At 37.3% G+C, this 16,220-nt stretch carries 14 protein-coding genes and 1 pseudogene; 8 read left to right on the top strand and 7 right to left on the bottom strand.

Annotated features, from left to right (window positions below; genetic code table 11):
- Position 1: 1 nt before the first annotated feature.
- Complete coding sequence (locus tag ACY45D_RS04490) at positions 2 to 424, bottom strand: hypothetical protein (RefSeq protein WP_463108622.1); 423 nt, start codon at positions 422 to 424, stop codon at positions 2 to 4.
- Positions 425 to 579: 155 nt separating this feature from the next.
- Between ACY45D_RS04490 and ACY45D_RS04495 the strand changes: the two are divergent.
- From ACY45D_RS04495 to ACY45D_RS04505, 3 genes and pseudogenes are all read left to right on the top strand, one after another.
- Positions 580 to 714: pseudogene (locus ACY45D_RS04495) on the top strand (hypothetical protein); the annotation flags it as partial.
- A gap of 418 nt (positions 715 to 1,132) precedes the next feature.
- Complete coding sequence (locus ACY45D_RS04500) at positions 1,133 to 2,767, top strand: mechanosensitive ion channel (RefSeq protein WP_463108623.1); 1,635 nt, start codon at positions 1,133 to 1,135, stop codon at positions 2,765 to 2,767.
- Between the two features lie 114 nt (positions 2,768 to 2,881).
- Positions 2,882 to 3,055, top strand: coding sequence for a hypothetical protein (locus tag ACY45D_RS04505; protein WP_463108624.1), 174 nt, complete (start codon positions 2,882 to 2,884; stop codon positions 3,053 to 3,055).
- A gap of 138 nt (positions 3,056 to 3,193) precedes the next feature.
- Here ACY45D_RS04505 and ACY45D_RS04510 read toward each other — a convergent pair whose 3' ends face one another.
- From ACY45D_RS04510 to ACY45D_RS04530, 5 genes are all read right to left on the bottom strand, one after another.
- Positions 3,194 to 4,393 (bottom strand): BaiN/RdsA family NAD(P)/FAD-dependent oxidoreductase, encoded by a 1,200-nt coding sequence (locus ACY45D_RS04510; protein WP_463108625.1) that lies wholly within the window; start codon positions 4,391 to 4,393, stop codon positions 3,194 to 3,196.
- A gap of 103 nt (positions 4,394 to 4,496) precedes the next feature.
- Positions 4,497 to 5,366, bottom strand: coding sequence for a 1-aminocyclopropane-1-carboxylate deaminase/D-cysteine desulfhydrase (locus ACY45D_RS04515; protein WP_463109426.1), 870 nt, complete (start codon positions 5,364 to 5,366; stop codon positions 4,497 to 4,499).
- Between the two features lie 172 nt (positions 5,367 to 5,538).
- Positions 5,539 to 6,672 (bottom strand): HlyD family secretion protein, encoded by a 1,134-nt coding sequence (locus ACY45D_RS04520; protein WP_463108626.1) that lies wholly within the window; start codon positions 6,670 to 6,672, stop codon positions 5,539 to 5,541.
- A 70-nt stretch (positions 6,673 to 6,742) separates the two neighbouring features.
- On the bottom strand, positions 6,743 to 8,395 hold the full coding sequence (locus ACY45D_RS04525; protein WP_463108627.1) for an MFS transporter: 1,653 nt from the start codon (positions 8,393 to 8,395) through the stop codon (positions 6,743 to 6,745).
- 8 nt (positions 8,396 to 8,403) lie between these two features.
- Positions 8,404 to 8,955 (bottom strand): TetR/AcrR family transcriptional regulator, encoded by a 552-nt coding sequence (locus ACY45D_RS04530; protein ID WP_463108628.1) that lies wholly within the window; start codon positions 8,953 to 8,955, stop codon positions 8,404 to 8,406.
- Between the two features lie 209 nt (positions 8,956 to 9,164).
- Here ACY45D_RS04530 and ACY45D_RS04535 point away from each other — a divergent pair, with 209 nt between their 5' ends.
- Together ACY45D_RS04535 and ACY45D_RS04540 are read left to right on the top strand one after the other, a co-directional pair.
- Positions 9,165 to 9,815 (top strand): D-Ala-D-Ala carboxypeptidase family metallohydrolase, encoded by a 651-nt coding sequence (locus tag ACY45D_RS04535; RefSeq protein WP_463108629.1) that lies wholly within the window; start codon positions 9,165 to 9,167, stop codon positions 9,813 to 9,815.
- A gap of 262 nt (positions 9,816 to 10,077) precedes the next feature.
- The gene (locus ACY45D_RS04540) at positions 10,078 to 10,260 is read left to right on the top strand and encodes an NF038215 family lipoprotein (RefSeq protein ID WP_463108630.1); all 183 of its coding nucleotides are present in this window, start codon (positions 10,078 to 10,080) and stop codon (positions 10,258 to 10,260) included.
- A 233-nt stretch (positions 10,261 to 10,493) separates the two neighbouring features.
- Here the strand turns inward: ACY45D_RS04540 and ACY45D_RS04545 are convergent, their stop codons facing one another.
- A complete protein-coding gene (locus ACY45D_RS04545) occupies positions 10,494 to 10,946 on the bottom strand; it encodes a DIP1984 family protein (RefSeq protein WP_463108631.1) in 453 nt (150 codons plus the stop codon).
- Positions 10,947 to 11,201: 255 nt separating this feature from the next.
- Between ACY45D_RS04545 and ACY45D_RS04550 the strand changes: the two genes are divergently transcribed.
- The 3 genes from ACY45D_RS04550 (at position 11,202) to ACY45D_RS04560 (ending at position 16,174) form a co-directional block, all read left to right on the top strand.
- A complete protein-coding gene (locus tag ACY45D_RS04550) occupies positions 11,202 to 11,825 on the top strand; it encodes a LysE family translocator (protein ID WP_463108632.1) in 624 nt (207 codons plus the stop codon).
- Positions 11,826 to 12,054: 229 nt separating this feature from the next.
- Positions 12,055 to 14,763: a type VI secretion system Vgr family protein gene (locus tag ACY45D_RS04555; RefSeq protein ID WP_463108633.1), complete on the top strand. Its 2,709-nt coding sequence runs from the start codon at positions 12,055 to 12,057 to the stop codon at positions 14,761 to 14,763.
- A gap of 13 nt (positions 14,764 to 14,776) precedes the next feature.
- On the top strand, positions 14,777 to 16,174 hold the full coding sequence (locus ACY45D_RS04560; RefSeq protein WP_463108634.1) for a phospholipase effector Tle1 domain-containing protein: 1,398 nt from the start codon (positions 14,777 to 14,779) through the stop codon (positions 16,172 to 16,174).
- Positions 16,175 to 16,220: the final 46 nt, after the last annotated feature.

Here is a 16,220-nt window from a genome sequence, read left to right on the forward strand (position 1 = left end):
ATCAATGCACAAACATGTCCATAAATTCACGTAGTTCTTGAATCGCTGTATCGATATCGCTGGTCAACCAAGTTGGTTCGAAAAGCCCTGCATAATGTTCTAAGCGTTCATGTGGAACAACCAAACGAATAGGGCAATCTTCTTCGATTAAACGCCAAGGGATGATTGGCACTTCATTATCCAAAAATGCTGCGACATTACGAATATCAATAATCATCGCATTGATACAATCTGGTAGAGGCATCACAGAAAACTCATCTGTACGTCGACGAAAGTATTCTAAATCCCCCCATTTCACCACATAGCTTGGCTTGCTAAATTCAATAATTCCAATCAAATGTTCATCACGAGATGTATGCAAGTAGCATTGATGTGTGACATCAGTGTCTAAATCAAGTGCGACACTTTGTCGTTGATAAGCCATATCTACAATAGCCAAAAAATCGGGTACATATTATAGCTTATTTATTGGTTGAGAACCGCTCATGCTCAAATTTACTTTCGTTTAAAATATTTTACACAACTGCACAAATTAACTTGCTAATATAAAAGCACATCATATAGATGGAGGTAGAAATTATGCGACACGATTTCAGCAAACCATCTCATGTAACCAGTGCAGAAGAAATTACTCATAAGAAACGCTTACCGGTTTATATGCTTATTCTTGTGGGGGTATTTCTCGTTGCGATGATGCTTTACATGATAGCGAATTGGGTGTGATGAATAAACAACATCAGCCCATGATAATGAAGAATGATTTATCTAACCAACTCTAGCCATATTCATATTGCTAGAGTTTTTTACTTTTTATACTTTTGATGATCAGCTCATTAAAAAATAAAGTGGTTGAGCATTTATTTCTACCCATAAAAATATTCATTTCCAAAAACTCAGCTTATTCAATACGTATATCACTCATAATTTTTCGCATGAGAATAGGGGACTTATGATTTGTTTTGAATCATATTTGTACAAGTTATGCAGTAAAAATTGAACAATAAATGCTCAAAAGATAAAGTGAAAGTGTTGTTAATCAAAAAATAGATCAACATTCCAGATTGAGTTTGGAATGATTGCGAATCTCAACGAAGTATAAATTCATATAAATCTTAAGCTTGAGGAATAAAAAATGAATGAAATTTTACAAGCACGGGGACATTTTGATGCCATGTATTATTGGGATCAATTTCAACCGATATTCGCAGCAGTGGCTATCCTTATTATTGGTTGGATTATTGCTTTAATTGTAGCCGCTGGCATTAAAAAAATCCTTGAAAAGCTTGGGACAAATCAAAAGTTATCGGCAGCGACAGGACATCGTTCAAATATTGAAAATATTTTATCTCGAATCGTGTTTTGGGTGGTCATGATCATTGCGGTGATTGGTGCATTAAATGTACTGAATTTAACCAGTGTCAGTGGCCCATTTAGCTTGATGATTCAACAATTCTTATTGTTTATCCCTCAATTATTGGCTGCTGTTGCGATTGCTTTTATTGGTTGGATCGTAGCGAATTTAGTCCGAGTTGGATTAAAAAGAGTTTTAGACCGTACACAATTAGATGAAAAGCTCAGTGCAGATGTGGGGGTGAGTCCAATCACTCAGAATATTGCAGATATCGTGTACTGGCTGATTTTACTTTTATTCTTACCAATTGTTTTATCAATTTTGGGTTTACAAGGTCTGTTGCTTCCTGTTCAAAATATGTTGAATGAAGCAGTGTCGTATTTACCCAATATTTTTATTGCAGGCGTTATTGTCTTTGTGGGTTATATCTTGGCAAAAATTGTTCGGGGAATTGTTGAGGGGTTAATTAGCAGTTTAAATCTACAAACTCAAATTGAGAAAGTCGGCTTATTTAAAAATTCTAATCAAGGTTTATCTAAGTTTTTAGGCTCTTTTGTATTTGCGATTGTGATGATTACCTCGTTAATCGTTGCTTTTGAAGCATTGGGTATTCAAGCGATTTCTCAGCCTGCTACAGCGATGTTAGCAGAAATCATGTATGCGATTCCGCATATCATTGCAGCAGGGTTAATCCTAATCGTCGCTTATATCGTGTCTCGTTTTGTCGGGCGTTTAGTTGCTGAAGTCGTTGCAGGTACAGGTGTAGATGAAATACCTGCAAAATTAGATGTGCAGCGTTTTTTAGGTGACACCAAAGTTTCTTGTATCATCGGTTATCTTATCGTTATTTTTACGATGTTATTTGCAGTTTCCGAAGCAGCGAACAGACTTGGATTTGAACAGGTTAGTGGCTTAATCTCCATGTTTATTCACTTTGGCGCAAATATATTATTAGGTGCTGTGATTCTGGTGATTGGTTTCTGGTTAGCCAATATTGTTGCAAATGTTGTACAACGTGGTGAATACAATAGCTCTCGTTGGTTAGGGAATTTGGTTCGTATTCTGATCATGGGTTTAGTCATTGCAATGGGTTTAAAAGCCATGGGAATTGCAGACTCTATTGTCAATCTTGCCTTTGGTCTAACGTTGGGTTCAGTTGCAGTGGCATTTGCTTTGGCCTTCGGTTTAGGTGGACGCCAACCTGCTGAGCGAGTTTTAGGAGATTTAATTGATAAAGCAAAGAAGCAAGCCAATCAGCCGAATCCTTTGCATCAAAAAAATAGCGCAACAGCGGACACGCCAATGGCTGAAACGAATCAAGTTACAGCGGATGCGCCCATCATAGAAACTGAGTACCAGTCTTTGAATGATTCATTGGATCATACTCACAATCATGATGAAAATGACCCGAAATAACCTTTAATTTAAAAAAAAGATCGATCAGGATATTTGATCGGTCTTTTTTATTTTATGATCGTATCAGATATCCATCGTGAGATAGTATTGTATAAAGTGTAGAGGAGAAAAATAATGTCAAACAAACACCCGAATAAATTTATTGCTCCAATTGTTATTGCTGGAATTACAATTGGTTTTTTAGCCAGCGCTTATAAATTTGTGTTTGCTAAACCCAATAAACAACAAAGTCCAAATGAAGTTGAGCAACAGCAGCAAGAAAATCATTCCAAAGACTCACAAGCGTGAAACTGAGTTTTTGAATGTCAGCTCTGTCATCACATAGGAAGTTGAATAAAGAGCAGTTTGGCGATTTTGAGTGATTTAAGGTTTTAAATAAAATCGCCAAAGGATGTGATTTTAAATAGATGATTGAGTGCTCATCAATCAAACATATTCGGAAGCGGCGTGTGCAGATGCCCATGCCCATTGGAAATTAAAACCACCTAAATGACCCGTCACATCCAAGATCTCACCAATAAAAAATAGGCCTTTTTGTTTTTTACTTTCCATGGTTTTTGATGAAACTTCTGTGGTATCCACACCACCTAAAGTCACTTCAGCTGTACGATAACCTTCTGTTCCTGAAGGTTTTACTTCAAATTGATGTAATTTATTGGCAATATTTTCAAGCTTTTCATCGCTTAATTGTCCAATCGCTGTTTCTGCAAATTCCGCCCAAATTAAGTTTTGTAGCTCAATCACCACACTTTTTGGTAAATGTTCAATAAGTAAAGTACGAAGCAAAACTTTCGGTTGAGCTTGTTTTTTAGCTTTGAAAAAATCAAAAAGGTTTTGTGATGGTAAGAAGTCAATTTTAAAACTCTGCCCAACATTCCAATAATTAGAAAGTTGCAATGAGCTTGGCCCGCTTAGACCACGGTGAGTAAACAGTAATGCTTCGGTAAAACTATTTAGTTCGTTAGAAAGTGTTGCTTCAACTGCATTACCGCTTAAACGAGTCGTGACTTCTTTGAATTGATCAGAAAAGGTAAAGGGAACAAGACCTGCGCGTGTTGGATAAATATGATGTCCAAATTGTTTCGCAATTTTATAACCAATATCAGAACCACCTAATGTCGGAATAGATAAACCACCCGCAGCAACCACAATCGATTCAGCTTGGAAATAGCCTAAACTCGTCGCAACTTGAAAACCTTGTGGTTCTGTTTGAGAGACAGCTTTGACTTCACAGTTGGTTTTAATATCGACTAAATGAGTTTTCTCACATTCATTTAATAACATCGCTAGAATTTCTTTTGACCCTTTTAGAGTGAAAAGTTGACCATGTTTACGCTCTTCATATTCAATACCATACTCGCATACCATGCCAATAAAGTCCCAATTGGTATAGCGTGTTAAAGCAGAAATGACGAAGTGCGGATTGTGTGAAATAAAGTTTTCAGGTTCGACATAAAGGTTGGTAAAGTTACATTTACCACCACCTGACATGAGAATTTTCTTACCAACTTTATTGGCTTTTTCAACCACCAAAACTTTTCGACCACGTGCAGCCGCTTTTGCTGCAAGCATTAAACCTGAAGCACCTGCACCGAGGACAATCACATCGTATTGGTTGGAAGACATGCAAAAACTCATGAAAAGTCAAAGCAGGGGATTATAGACAAATTTGAGTTAATTTTCAGAACTAATCTTGAGCTTAAATTTTGTTCTGATTATTTAAAATCCATCAAGAGATGTTCCGACCTTGTAAACCACCTGAATGAATGACCAATATTCTAGTTTTTTGTTCAAAATAGCCTTTGGTAATAAGGTCAAAAATACCATACAGCATTTTCCCCGTATAAATTTGTTCTAAGGGAATTTGATGTTGATACTCAAAATTTTCAATAAACTCACACAATTCGGGTGTTGTTTTGGCATAACCACCAAAGCAGTAATTATCGATAATTTTCCAATTATTTTTTGAAGTCAGTTGAGCAACATCTCGTTGTAGAAAGTCACCTTTAAGTGCTGAAAATCCTAAAATTGTGTGTTGATCTGTCGCTGCTTCAATCAGTCCAGCTATCGTTCCTCCAGTTCCAACAGCACAACAAATCACATCATAATTTTGTAAATCGTCCTGACTTAGAACCTCTTGACAGCCCTGTATTGCCAAAGCATTTGTCCCACCTTCAGGAATGATATAAGCAAGAGGATATTGCTGTTTTAATTCAGCCAAAAATTCAGGTGTATCTTTTAATTTGTATTTTTCACGTGAAACGAATTGAAATTGCATACCCATTTGCTGAGCTGCTTCCAAGGTTGGATTCAGTGTTTTATTTTCTAATTCAGCGCCACGAATGATTCCAATACTTTGAAAGCCAAATAATTTAGCAGCATAAGCCGTAGCAGCGATATGATTGGAATACGCACCGCCAAAAGTAATAATCTGTTTTAAATTTAGGCGATTAGCTTCTAAAAAGTTATATTTTAGTTTAAAGAATTTATTACCAGAAATTTGCGGATGAATTTGGTCTAGGCGTTTAATGGTCATCTGCACAGGCAGATCCAAATTTAGCGTTTGCTCAGAAACCGTTTGAGCAATTCGATCGAACATATTCATATTATTCAATAATCAAGCGGTAATTAGACCAATCATTGCTATTGTACTCAAACTCAGTCTCGATATTGATTTATTTCAAATGAGATGATTTTAACACTTGGCTATGTAAAAACTTTTATATTGAAAAGCCTGCTGCTTATGAAAAACTAAACAAGTTAAAACCAATTTATTTCGAGCTTGTATCAACAGAAGTAATGACGGACATGCCCGGTCTTAAGAACTCGATTCCTTTTTGATTTGGATCAATGGCAATTCTTACAGAAATGCGTTGCACCACTTTGGTAAAATTACCCGTCGTATTATCAGGTTTAAGTACACTGAATTCAGCACCAGCCGCAGGAGAGATTTGTTCAATCTGTCCTGTGAACTTTTGGTGTTTCATTGCATCCACAGTAAAAGATGCTTTTTGCCCAATTTTCATATCGGCAATTTGGGTTTCTTTAAAGTTGGCAATGACCCAAGTCTGTTGAGGAATCAGATACATTAACTGCGAACCTGCTGCGACATATTGCCCAACACGTGGGCTTACTTCCCCCAATTGACCATCCATAGGTGCGGAAATCACACTATAATCTTTGGTGGTTACAGCTTGGTCAAATTGTGCTTTGGCATTCGTTACTTGAGCTTTTAATCCAGACTCAGCAACTTGTGCAGTTTTTAGTGCTTCTTGCGCAACCAATACATTGGCTTCTGCCTGTTTAAGTAAGGCTAGATTATTTTTAACATCTGCTGCGGCTTTGTCTTGTTCTGTTTTGGAGGCTGCACCACTGTTGCCTAATTGTTGGTAACGTTTCAGCTGTGCATTTGCTAGTTCATAAGCTGCACCTGCTTGATCTACTTTGGCTTGGGCTGCGACAATGTCTGCTTTACGTTGTTGAATCGCTTGAGTTTGATTGGCTAAAGTCGTATGCGCTTGATCTACACCTGATTCAGCTTGTGTGATTTTCTGATCATATGTTGTGCTATCGATATGCATTAAAACCTGACCTTTTTTGACGTGATCAAAATCGCTGACCAAAACATCTTTGACATAGCCATTTATCTGAGAAGAAAGTACGGTTGTCTTACCTTTGATATAGCTATTATCAGTTGATTCAATCACGCTCTCAAAAGGACCAATTCTCCACGCCCACAAGATAATGCTAATCCCCAGCAATAACACAATAAACATCAGTACCAATGTGCGTTTTGCAGTTGGAATTAATTTACTGGAAGGTGTTGTTGCAACAGGTGTCTCTGAGGCTTGAGTTTCCTGAGCTGTATTCGACGTTTGTTCTACAGGGGTTTGATCTTGTGACATAATCAATCTCGAATTTTAAAATATATACCGATAAGCAAGTGTTTGTTGACGAATAACATAAGATTAGCCTTTAACTACTATTGATGACGGGTTGTTGCTTTCTCGATTGGTATCTACTCCATGCAATATTGAATGCACCCCAGATGAGTAATAGGATTGCAAATATGCCATTGAGGGCAATCACGTCGTTATAAGCACGAACCTGAGCCTCACGGGTGAGCGCTTGGTTTAAATTCCGAAGTGCTTGATTTTGCGCTAGACTTTGATCCAACGTATATTGAGCCGCATTTTTTTGATAGCTTGCCAAGCGTTGACTTACAGTAGGGTCAGTCTGTGGTAAATCACTGATGAGTTCTGCACGATAATTTTGAGTTCGAATTTGTTGGTAAGTTGAAAAAAATGAATTACCTATTAATCCTCCAAAACTTTGCGTTGCAGAAAATAAAACCACAAAAGTGACGATGTGTGATGGTCCTTTTTGTAGAGCACTGATAATTCCAGTGAGTAATAGCGGGCCAATAAACATACCGCTTGCAAAGCCAACGAGGAATTGGCTACGGTAAAAATTTTCGGGACGTACATCACTACTTAGGTGATAATCCAAAGCACATGCAATCAGAACGAGAATTTCAGCACCGATAAGATGCCAAATGATTCTTTCTCTTTTAAATGTTAATGCACTGAAAATTGTTCCCGAAGCAATACCTATAAATACAATGCTATACAAGCTAACAAATTGATCAGGCCCCATGCCCATGGTTTTCAGGAAATTGACCGCAGCATAGCTTTGCTCAGACATTAACAAACGAATCGCCAAGGCACCGAAGATGAATTTCAGTGTAGATGCTGAACCCAACCAACGGGTAATAATCAGTGGATTTACTCGAAAATGCTCATAGGTTAAGCCAATTACAACTAAACTCAATCCAGCAATCAAAGCATAGCCGAGCCATTTTGTTTCAAACCACCAGAGAATAGGGCCTTGAGTAAGCACAATACACAGTAATGCAAAGCCGGGTGCGAGCAAAACAAAAGTGAAAAAATCCTGTTTCTCAAAAACTGCGATTCTCAAACTCCGTGGTAATTTGAGAGAAACCACCATGGCCAAGCAGCATAAAGCTAAGCCAAGTTCGAAGGTGTAAAGTACCGCCCAATCATTTACATCGACAATATATGGAGAAATCATCCAAGCTAGAGGAATACCTAACTGCTGAAAACCAAGTGCTAGATATATCCCTCGACCAAAATTCTCACGCTTAAAGGCTTGCATGATGTAATACATACCGAGCGAACTTAAAGGTGCTGCAACGAGACCGCTCATTATTCTGACAAAGAGTGCCATTTCAAAGGTATGTACAAAAATATGTAAGATGAGTACACCAATAAATAGTACTAAGCCAATTTCTGAAAAAAGTCTTAATCCATATTGTTGACGTGCTTTGAAAAGCACTAGATTTGAGCTGACATTTGCCATGACATAGGCGGCTGGTATCCATGCAGCTTCAGATGGGCTGAGCGAGTATTCTCCTTGAATTAAGGGGAGGTTGGCGGTAATAAACCCATTACTTAAGCTACCTGAAATAGCCACAAATAAACCAATAAAAAAATAGATCAGTTTTTTGGAAAGCGGGTGCGCAATTGCAGCAGGCGAACCCGGCAAGGTCGGACGTTCTTCAACTGTCCAGTCAGGGGCGGGTTCTAATAGACGAGGTGTTTTCTCCATTTCTCAACCTACGACGCTTTCATTCCATGAATCAGTAAATCTACAGCACGTTTTGCCAATTTGACTTGTTCTGCATCATTCATCCCCTGAAAAGAGGCTCTGAGAATTCCTGTAATGAGTGAATAATCTTTTGTGGTTAAATCTGGGCGACAAACATGATTGCTAATTGCTTGATCAATCAAAGGCTGCAAAATTTGATCACGCCGTTGATAAATATTGATTAAAGCAGGGTCATCATGATCAATGACTCTCCAATATTCCATAAGCGCTGTTAAATAAGGCAGATTATCGACGTGGTTTTGAATAAGGCGAAACATCCCATCTGGATATTGGACATAATCCTTGGCACGTTCTTCAAGTCGACTTAGAGCTTGCTCCATCAATGCAAGAACCAAGGCACGACGATCTTGAAAATTTCGATAAAAAGTTGCTCGCCCAACACCTGCTTCATCAATAATGAGTTGTAAGGGCGCACGAATACCTTGTTCACGAAAGATTTTTAGCGCAGCTGCAAGCAAGTCTTCACGATTTTGAGCAGCTTGTTGTTGGCGTTTGAGCATGAGTAATGCGGCGCTTAAAGTATTTATATTTATTTAACGGACATTTTTGTCCGATGTAAAATAGTACGCTGTTTATTTTTGTAAGTTAAAGCAATAACAACGCATATTTAGATAAAATGATGCTTCAATATAAAGATAAATATGATGAATAAACAATTAGATTTAGTTCTGCTGTGATAACGATGATTTTGATTAAAAAGAGAAATTATGTGAATGATTGTCGGAATTTATTGTTTTACGCCGCTGTTGTGATTTTGAGTGCTTGTCATCCACCTGATCAGCAGCAAACACCACAAAATAAAAGCAATATCCAATTGCAACAACAATTTAAACAGTGGCAAGCGCAGCAAGATCCAAAGTTACTTGCTGACTATTATCAATTTATGTCGCAATATTTGAAAAACCCACCCAGTTTGATGGAGCTTACGACAACTAGAAATAACATGCCTGAGCGTTGCTATTCCAAGCGTTTTGCAATTCCACCTAAACGTTATTGGAAAAATGTTGTGAGCAGTTTGCAATTGGTTGAAAAGTTGAATCGTAATGAGTTTTTTAAGCGATACACCATTACCGCAATTTATCGTACTCCTGAGTTAAATAAGTGCATACATGGCGCAGAAAAAAGTCAGCATTTATACCTTTATGCTGTAGATTTCCACGTGCTTGACCCCAAAGAAACGATTGAAAGTGATCGTAATTTATTATTAAAAAAAATGTGTCAGTTTTGGAAAGTTGAAGGTAAGCATTTTAAAATGGGTTTAGGTGTCTATGGTAATAATCGCTATCATATTGATACACAAGCCTATCGAACATGGGGCAAAGATTATAAATCGACAAGTTCAGCATGTTTAAAAAAATAAACTCATCTTTAAGCGGTTTAGCTTGATTTAAGCATTTTAAAAATATTGCATGCAAGTTTTGCAAATAGGCAGAATTTTACATATTAAAATTAAGCGTATATTACATTCACAACAGTATTTTCCATATACCTTTAAGGTTTGCTCAAGCAAATATATTTGTTCAATCTTGTGACAAATAAACAAGTTTTATAAGAATAAATAGCTGTATTTTTATACAAAACTGCTATGCTGAATAGATAAGAATAAGGAAAGAGGATATGTGATGAATAAACTATCCATCGGTTTAAGTGTTGTACTGGCTGTATTTTTAGTAGGCTGCGAAAAGAAAGCACCTATGAGTTCAGCCAAAACTGAAGCCCGTTCGATTCATATCGCTGGAATGCCTGTCTATGAAAAAGATTATCGTCTAACGACTCGCGACAACGCTATGGATCCAGTGCATTAAGTTGTTTGAATACATTAAAAAATCAATCAAAAGAGCATCAACTTTGATGCTCTTTGTATAATATTCAACAGTGATTTATTGAAAAACGTTTAGCAAAATGATTTCTAACTTATTGCGATTCAAAATTTAATAATTAAAACGCTTATTTCTAAGTATGTTTTGCCCAAATTTACATGTTATTTATCTTGTTAAAAATCGAATATGATTTGCTTTAATGTTTACTGGGCGATCGACTAAATTAAATCAATTTGCCAATTTGATGCAAAAATTTCTAGGTTACATTGGTGCAATTGAGCTGTGACCTCATCATAATGTTTTTGTAGATCATTCATTGTAATGGTATGAATCCATGATGCGTCTTGTTTGTATAGATGATAATCCACATTAATTTTATCAATCGCTTGCTGAATGATTCGTTGCTGATTGAGCAACGCTTTTCGATCGGCAAGTACATTTAAAACTTTACGACCGTGGATTGTTTTTGTGACGGCATTGGTGGCTGCAATACGATTGGTTAGTTCATAAATTTCTCTATTCACTGAAAAAGCTTCACGAATCAAAATATGAGGAGCGTCCTCAAGTTTTGCATCTGACTTGATCAATAAATTATTATTAATCCTTTGCTGTAAAGCGTCTCGTTTCGTGGTTAATTCTATACGAAGTAATAGAGCTTCAGCGATGGTCATGTTTTTAGAGGATTTTTTTTAGATTCATTACATTTATTTTTTAGGAATTGTTAATTATTAGAGCTAGTTTATGCTTTTTCTATTTTAAAAGAAAGTATTCCACGTGTGATTCAAACGATTTATCTTTAGATGATTGAAATTCATACTGTTATTTAATATATCAATTTTTAAAAGCATCGTATTTAATTTTGATATGTAAAAAAGCACTTTTAGGGTAAAATCTGCTTTGCCAAAAACCTGTTTGAGTAATGTTTAGTGGAATCATTAATTGTTTTAGGATCAATCGCTTTAGCCCTCATGTTGGGTGCGATTAGTCCTGGGCCTACATTTATCTATGTAGCGAAAAACTCGATTGCGATTTCACGCCAACATGGTTTATTCACGGCTTTGGGTACAGGCACGGGTGCTGCTTTGTTTGGACTATTGGCTGTCATGGGTTTGCAGGCTATTTTATTGGCAGTTCCTTCAGCTTATTTGGCTTTGAAAATTTGTGGTGGTTTATATTTGCTTTGGCTGGCTTATAAAATTATTAAACATGCTAAAGAGCCGATGCAGCAGACAGATGGTACAACACAGGTGATGAGTTTTGCCCATGCTTACCGTTTGGGTTTAATTACTCAGTTGAGTAACCCTAAAATTGCGATTATTTTAGCCAGTGTTTTTACTGCACTTTTACCGAAAGAGATTCCAACCTATTATTATTTTGTGTTACCTATTCTATGCTTTTTTATTGATGCAGGATGGTATTCGTTAGTGGCTGTTGCACTTTCAGCGGAAGGCCCTCGTAAAGTGTATTTAAAATCTAAAAAAGTATTTGACCGTATTGCCGGTGGGGTAATGACGGTACTTGGGTTGAAGTTAATTTTTGGGATGAAGTAGCGATTTAATTGGCTTATCTTAATTGGAAGTTTTCCCCGTGGGAGCGTATTTGAATTAAAACCAAGCTTCCCAGTGCGGTAATAATCAAATAAATACAGCAGTCAAAGTGTCATCAGCGGTACGTTCTAGAGCATGTGAATAATACTGTTTAGTTGTTAAACAAAATAAACAATGATATTTTTTTTAATAATAAATTTAATAAAATTAAAGAAAAATGCTAAATATACATATGATTTTAAACAAAATTGGTATAACTGCGCAGAATCGTACAATAAAAGCTCATTTTTCAAATACCAAATTAAATCAGGATTTATTTTTAAATTATTTTAGTAAAGCACATGCGTTAAATGGCGAGCTCAAAGCTGAGTTGATTTGTCTTGCTACGGGTGACTTTATTTCCTTAAAAAGTTTGATTGGTTGTCAAGTTGCCGTTGATGTTCGTACAGATCAGAATCAGTTATTTAGAACTACAGGTATTATTACCAGTGCGGAGCTTGGGCAGTCCGATGGGTCACTGACGCTGTATAAAATTATTTTAGAAGATGCAACGTCGTTGTGGCGGTATAATCGTAATAGCCGTGTGTTTATGAATAAGTCGGTCATCGATATTGTTAAAATTATCTTTGAAGAATGGCAGCGTAAATCAAATTTATTTGCTAAAAGTTTAAAGTTGGATTTAACGGGACTAAAAGGTCACTATGATATACGACCGTTTACCATGCAGGTTGATGAAAGCGACCATAGCCTCGTTACAAGATTACTTCGCTCGGAAAGTATAAATTGGTTTGTGGATGAAACTGAGAGTATTGTTACCGAATACGATGATTCAATACAGCCTCAAAAATTAAAATTAATCGACGATCATCGCCAATTTAAGACACTTGCTCGAAGAGAGATTCGTTACCATAGAAGCAGTGCGGTTGAAAAATTTGATACGCTTGTAAGCTGTATTGCGAAACGGAAAATCCAATCTACAGCAATACATTTGCAACGATGGCAAGCAGATTATTTAGAACAAACGGATTGGCCTGGTTCTGTCCTTTCTCATCATAAGCACAGCGCTCACTACGATAATGAACATTTAAGTTTAGAGCAATCTTGGCACCTTTCTCCTGCATGGATGAGTGACCTAAAAGGGGAGGATGGTGCAACTCGGTCCAATGATGGTCAGTTAGAAAAACTCAGTTCAAATTTAGTTAAATATCAAAATGCTCAGGCGAAACAGTTTATTGCTCAAGGAACTATACGAGATGCTCGAGTGGGTTACTGGTTTGAATTTATTGGACATCCTGAAATAGATAAGCATGTCGAAAATGATAGACAGTTTCTGATCTTAAGGCAGCAGAGTTTTCATCAGAATAATTTGCCAAAAGACTTAACAGAAAGCATCTTTAAACTATTAGATATAAACCAATGGAGTGTTGGTGTTAAAGAAGAGAGACAAGGATGTGAACTGACTTTAATCCGCCGTCATATTCCGATTGTTCCAGAATATAACCCTCAGTTGCATAAACCAGTCGCGTATACACAACATGCACGAGTGGTTGGCCCTGCTGGTGAAAGCATTTATGTCGATGAATGGGGAAGAATCAAAGTTCGTTTTCTATTTTCTAGACCTGAAGATAATGTACATGATGGAGGACGTGGCTCTAATGAAAATGATGCTGACTCTGCATTTGTGGATGTACTTACACCTTGGGCAGGAGAAGGATTTGGAGCACGGTTTCTACCACGTATAGGTGAATTGGTTGTTATAGATTTCTTCAATGGAGATGCAGACCGTCCATTTGTATTGGGGAGAATACATGAAGCCAAGAGAGCTCCTACAAAGTTTGATATCAAAGGTAAATTGCCTGATACACGTCGTTTAAGTGGTATTCGTAGTCGTGAAATAGGTGCAACAGGGTTTAACCAATTACGCTTTGATGATACGCAAGGACAGTTGAGTGCCCAGCTCCAAAGTAGTTATGCGACGAGTCAAATTAATTTAGGGCAATTAAGTCATCCAAAAGAAACAGAAACCAGCCATGACCGTGGAACGGGTTTTGAAGTTCGCACAGATGACTATGGGGCGGTACGTGGTGGCAATGGCTTATTGCTGACCAGTTATAAGCAATCCAATGCCAGTGGCGAGCATATGGATGCAGAAGAAGCCAAAGCTCAACTCAAGACCAATCAAGCTTATAGTCAATCTTTGAGTGATATTGCAAAGAAACATGCAACAGATGAAATTGAATCTATAGAACAACTCAAAACATTTGCTGAAAATATTCAAAAAGATATTGCAAAGTTTAATAGCGCATTGTTACTGCTTTCCTCACCACAAGGGATTGGTTTAAGCACAGCAGGAGATATTCATTTATCGGCAGATCAGCATATCAATCAGATTGCAAATGGCAGTGTCAATGTCAGTACGCAAAAGAACTTTATTGCCCATGCGATCGAAAAAGTAAGTTTATTTGCGGTGAAGTTGGGGATGCGTTTGATTGCCGCGTTTGGCAAGATTGAACTGCATGCGCAAACAGGCGACATGGATATTATTGCAGACAAAGTGCTCAAGATTATCAGTAAGAAAAAATCGATTGAAATAAGTGCAGCGGAAGAAATCGTATTCAATGTCAAAGGGAACTATTTCAAGCTGAATACAGAAGGAATTGAACAAGGCACCAATGGTGAGTCAAAAGTATATACCGCAAAACATTCAATATTAGGCCCAAAAACAATAGATTACGCACTTCCGCAAGATCCTTATAACGAGATGTTTGTACTCAAAGACCCGAAAGGAAACCCTGTAGCTGGTTTTGCTTACAAAATTATCAGTGGTGATGGCACTGTTTTTAGAGGGGTGAGCAATGAAAAGGGTGAAACCATACGTTTAAGCTCAGGCTATGCAGCCAGCGATTTAAAAGTATATGCAGACGATAATGAAAATGAATAAAGGATAAAACACGATGGCACTTCCAACACCAAAAAAACAAGACTCAGAAGAGAATAAACCTGGTCGTGGTGTGCTGCTTGCAGTTGCACAGACCAATAAACCTGAGCTTTCGTTTAAAGATATTATTGTTAAACCTGTGGTGGTGAATGTTTTTTTTGATGGCACAAAAAACAACCTGTATAACATAGATGCTAGAGCCAAATATGCCAAGCAGATTGCGGAGGATAAAGGCAAGTATGAAAGTTATACCAATGCTTATTCCAATGTGGCGCATTTATTTTCACAGCGAGCGGGTGAAAGTAAAGACAATCTTTGGGTCTATATTGAAGGTATGGGTTCAACCAAGTATGAAACAGATGATACTAAAGGCTTTGCCTATGGTAGTGGTGAAACAGGGGTAAAAACCCGTGCTGAATCTGCTTTTGCAGAAATCAAAAAGAAATATGATGGCTTAAATGGAAAAGAGAATAAAACTAAACCAAGTAGTATTGTGATCAATGTATTTGGTTTTAGTCGTGGTGCAGCAACTGCACGGCATTTTGTGCATTTGGCCAAGTCTAAACCGAAATTGTTTAAAGGTTGGGGTTTTTCAAGTAAACAAGTACGCTTTCGTTTTGTGGGAATATTTGACACAGTTTCTTCATTTCAAACCATGGATACAACCACAATTGCAAAGATGGCTGTATTTGGGCCGCTTGCAGGTGCGGTTGCAACGGCGGCAAAGCCTAATTTTGATAATGATGTCAAAGAGCTGACGCTCAACTTTGCAGATTTGGATGTGGATGATAAAAAAATCACCAAAGTTTTTCATATTGCCGCAGGGGATGAATATCGTGAGTTTTTCTCCCTAACCAATATTAAGGCTGCCATGCGAGAGGGTTATGGTTATGAAGTGATCATGGATGGTGCTCACTCAGATATTGGAGGGAGTTACCCCAGTGGTTTAAGTAATAGTTACCATATTACCAGTGAGGAATTAAAAGCGTGGTTTTTAGAACAGGGCTTTTTTACACAGAACCAAATACGCAGTGTTGGGAAAAATGAATACCATGCGACCCGACAGAATATCCCCAATGATTATCATAAAATCGCCTTAAAAACCATGCGCTTGATGACCCAACAATATGGGCAGATTACGTTTAAAGATAGTCTTCTTAAGTATGAAAATGAAAATTTAACAGGCATCATTAAAAACTTAATCAATAGCCATCCAAATACGGTACTAAAGAACACAGGGTGGGGCAAGTTCTTGGATTTGCGTTTAAAAGACAAGGCTCAGATTCAAAATTTAAGAAATCAATATTTGCACTGGTCAGCTAAAAAAACTTACCAAGGCGGCATGACTGAGGATTTGGGCTATAGTATTCGTTTAAAAAATCGCTTGCCTTATCGGAAAATCCATAATGGTTAAAACAAAAAAGTTCTATTTGTTACTTCTTCTAATCAGCATATTTTCC

Source organism: Acinetobacter sp. BZX-2 (assembly GCF_055179795.1).

Bases quoted from the DNA above. Each gene is read 5' to 3' on its own strand.
- ACY45D_RS04515 (WP_463109426.1), bottom strand. From the start codon at position 5,366: ATGTTCGATCGAATTGCTCAAACGGTTTCTGAGCAAACGCTAAATTTG.
- ACY45D_RS04500 (WP_463108623.1), top strand. From the start codon at position 1,133: ATGAATGAAATTTTACAAGCACGGGGACATTTTGATGCCATGTATTAT.
- ACY45D_RS04525 (WP_463108627.1), bottom strand. From the start codon at position 8,395: ATGGAGAAAACACCTCGTCTATTAGAACCCGCCCCTGACTGGACAGTT.
- ACY45D_RS04490 (WP_463108622.1), bottom strand. From the start codon at position 424: ATGGCTTATCAACGACAAAGTGTCGCACTTGATTTAGACACTGATGTC.
- ACY45D_RS04545 (WP_463108631.1), bottom strand. From the start codon at position 10,946: ATGACCATCGCTGAAGCTCTATTACTTCGTATAGAATTAACCACGAAA.
- ACY45D_RS04555 (WP_463108633.1), top strand. From the start codon at position 12,055: ATGATTTTAAACAAAATTGGTATAACTGCGCAGAATCGTACAATAAAA.
- ACY45D_RS04560 (WP_463108634.1), top strand. From the start codon at position 14,777: ATGGCACTTCCAACACCAAAAAAACAAGACTCAGAAGAGAATAAACCT.
- ACY45D_RS04530 (WP_463108628.1), bottom strand. From the start codon at position 8,955: ATGCTCAAACGCCAACAACAAGCTGCTCAAAATCGTGAAGACTTGCTT.
- ACY45D_RS04520 (WP_463108626.1), bottom strand. From the start codon at position 6,672: ATGTCACAAGATCAAACCCCTGTAGAACAAACGTCGAATACAGCTCAG.
- ACY45D_RS04510 (WP_463108625.1), bottom strand. From the start codon at position 4,393: ATGTCTTCCAACCAATACGATGTGATTGTCCTCGGTGCAGGTGCTTCA.
- ACY45D_RS04540 (WP_463108630.1), top strand. From the start codon at position 10,078: ATGAATAAACTATCCATCGGTTTAAGTGTTGTACTGGCTGTATTTTTA.
- ACY45D_RS04505 (WP_463108624.1), top strand. From the start codon at position 2,882: ATGTCAAACAAACACCCGAATAAATTTATTGCTCCAATTGTTATTGCT.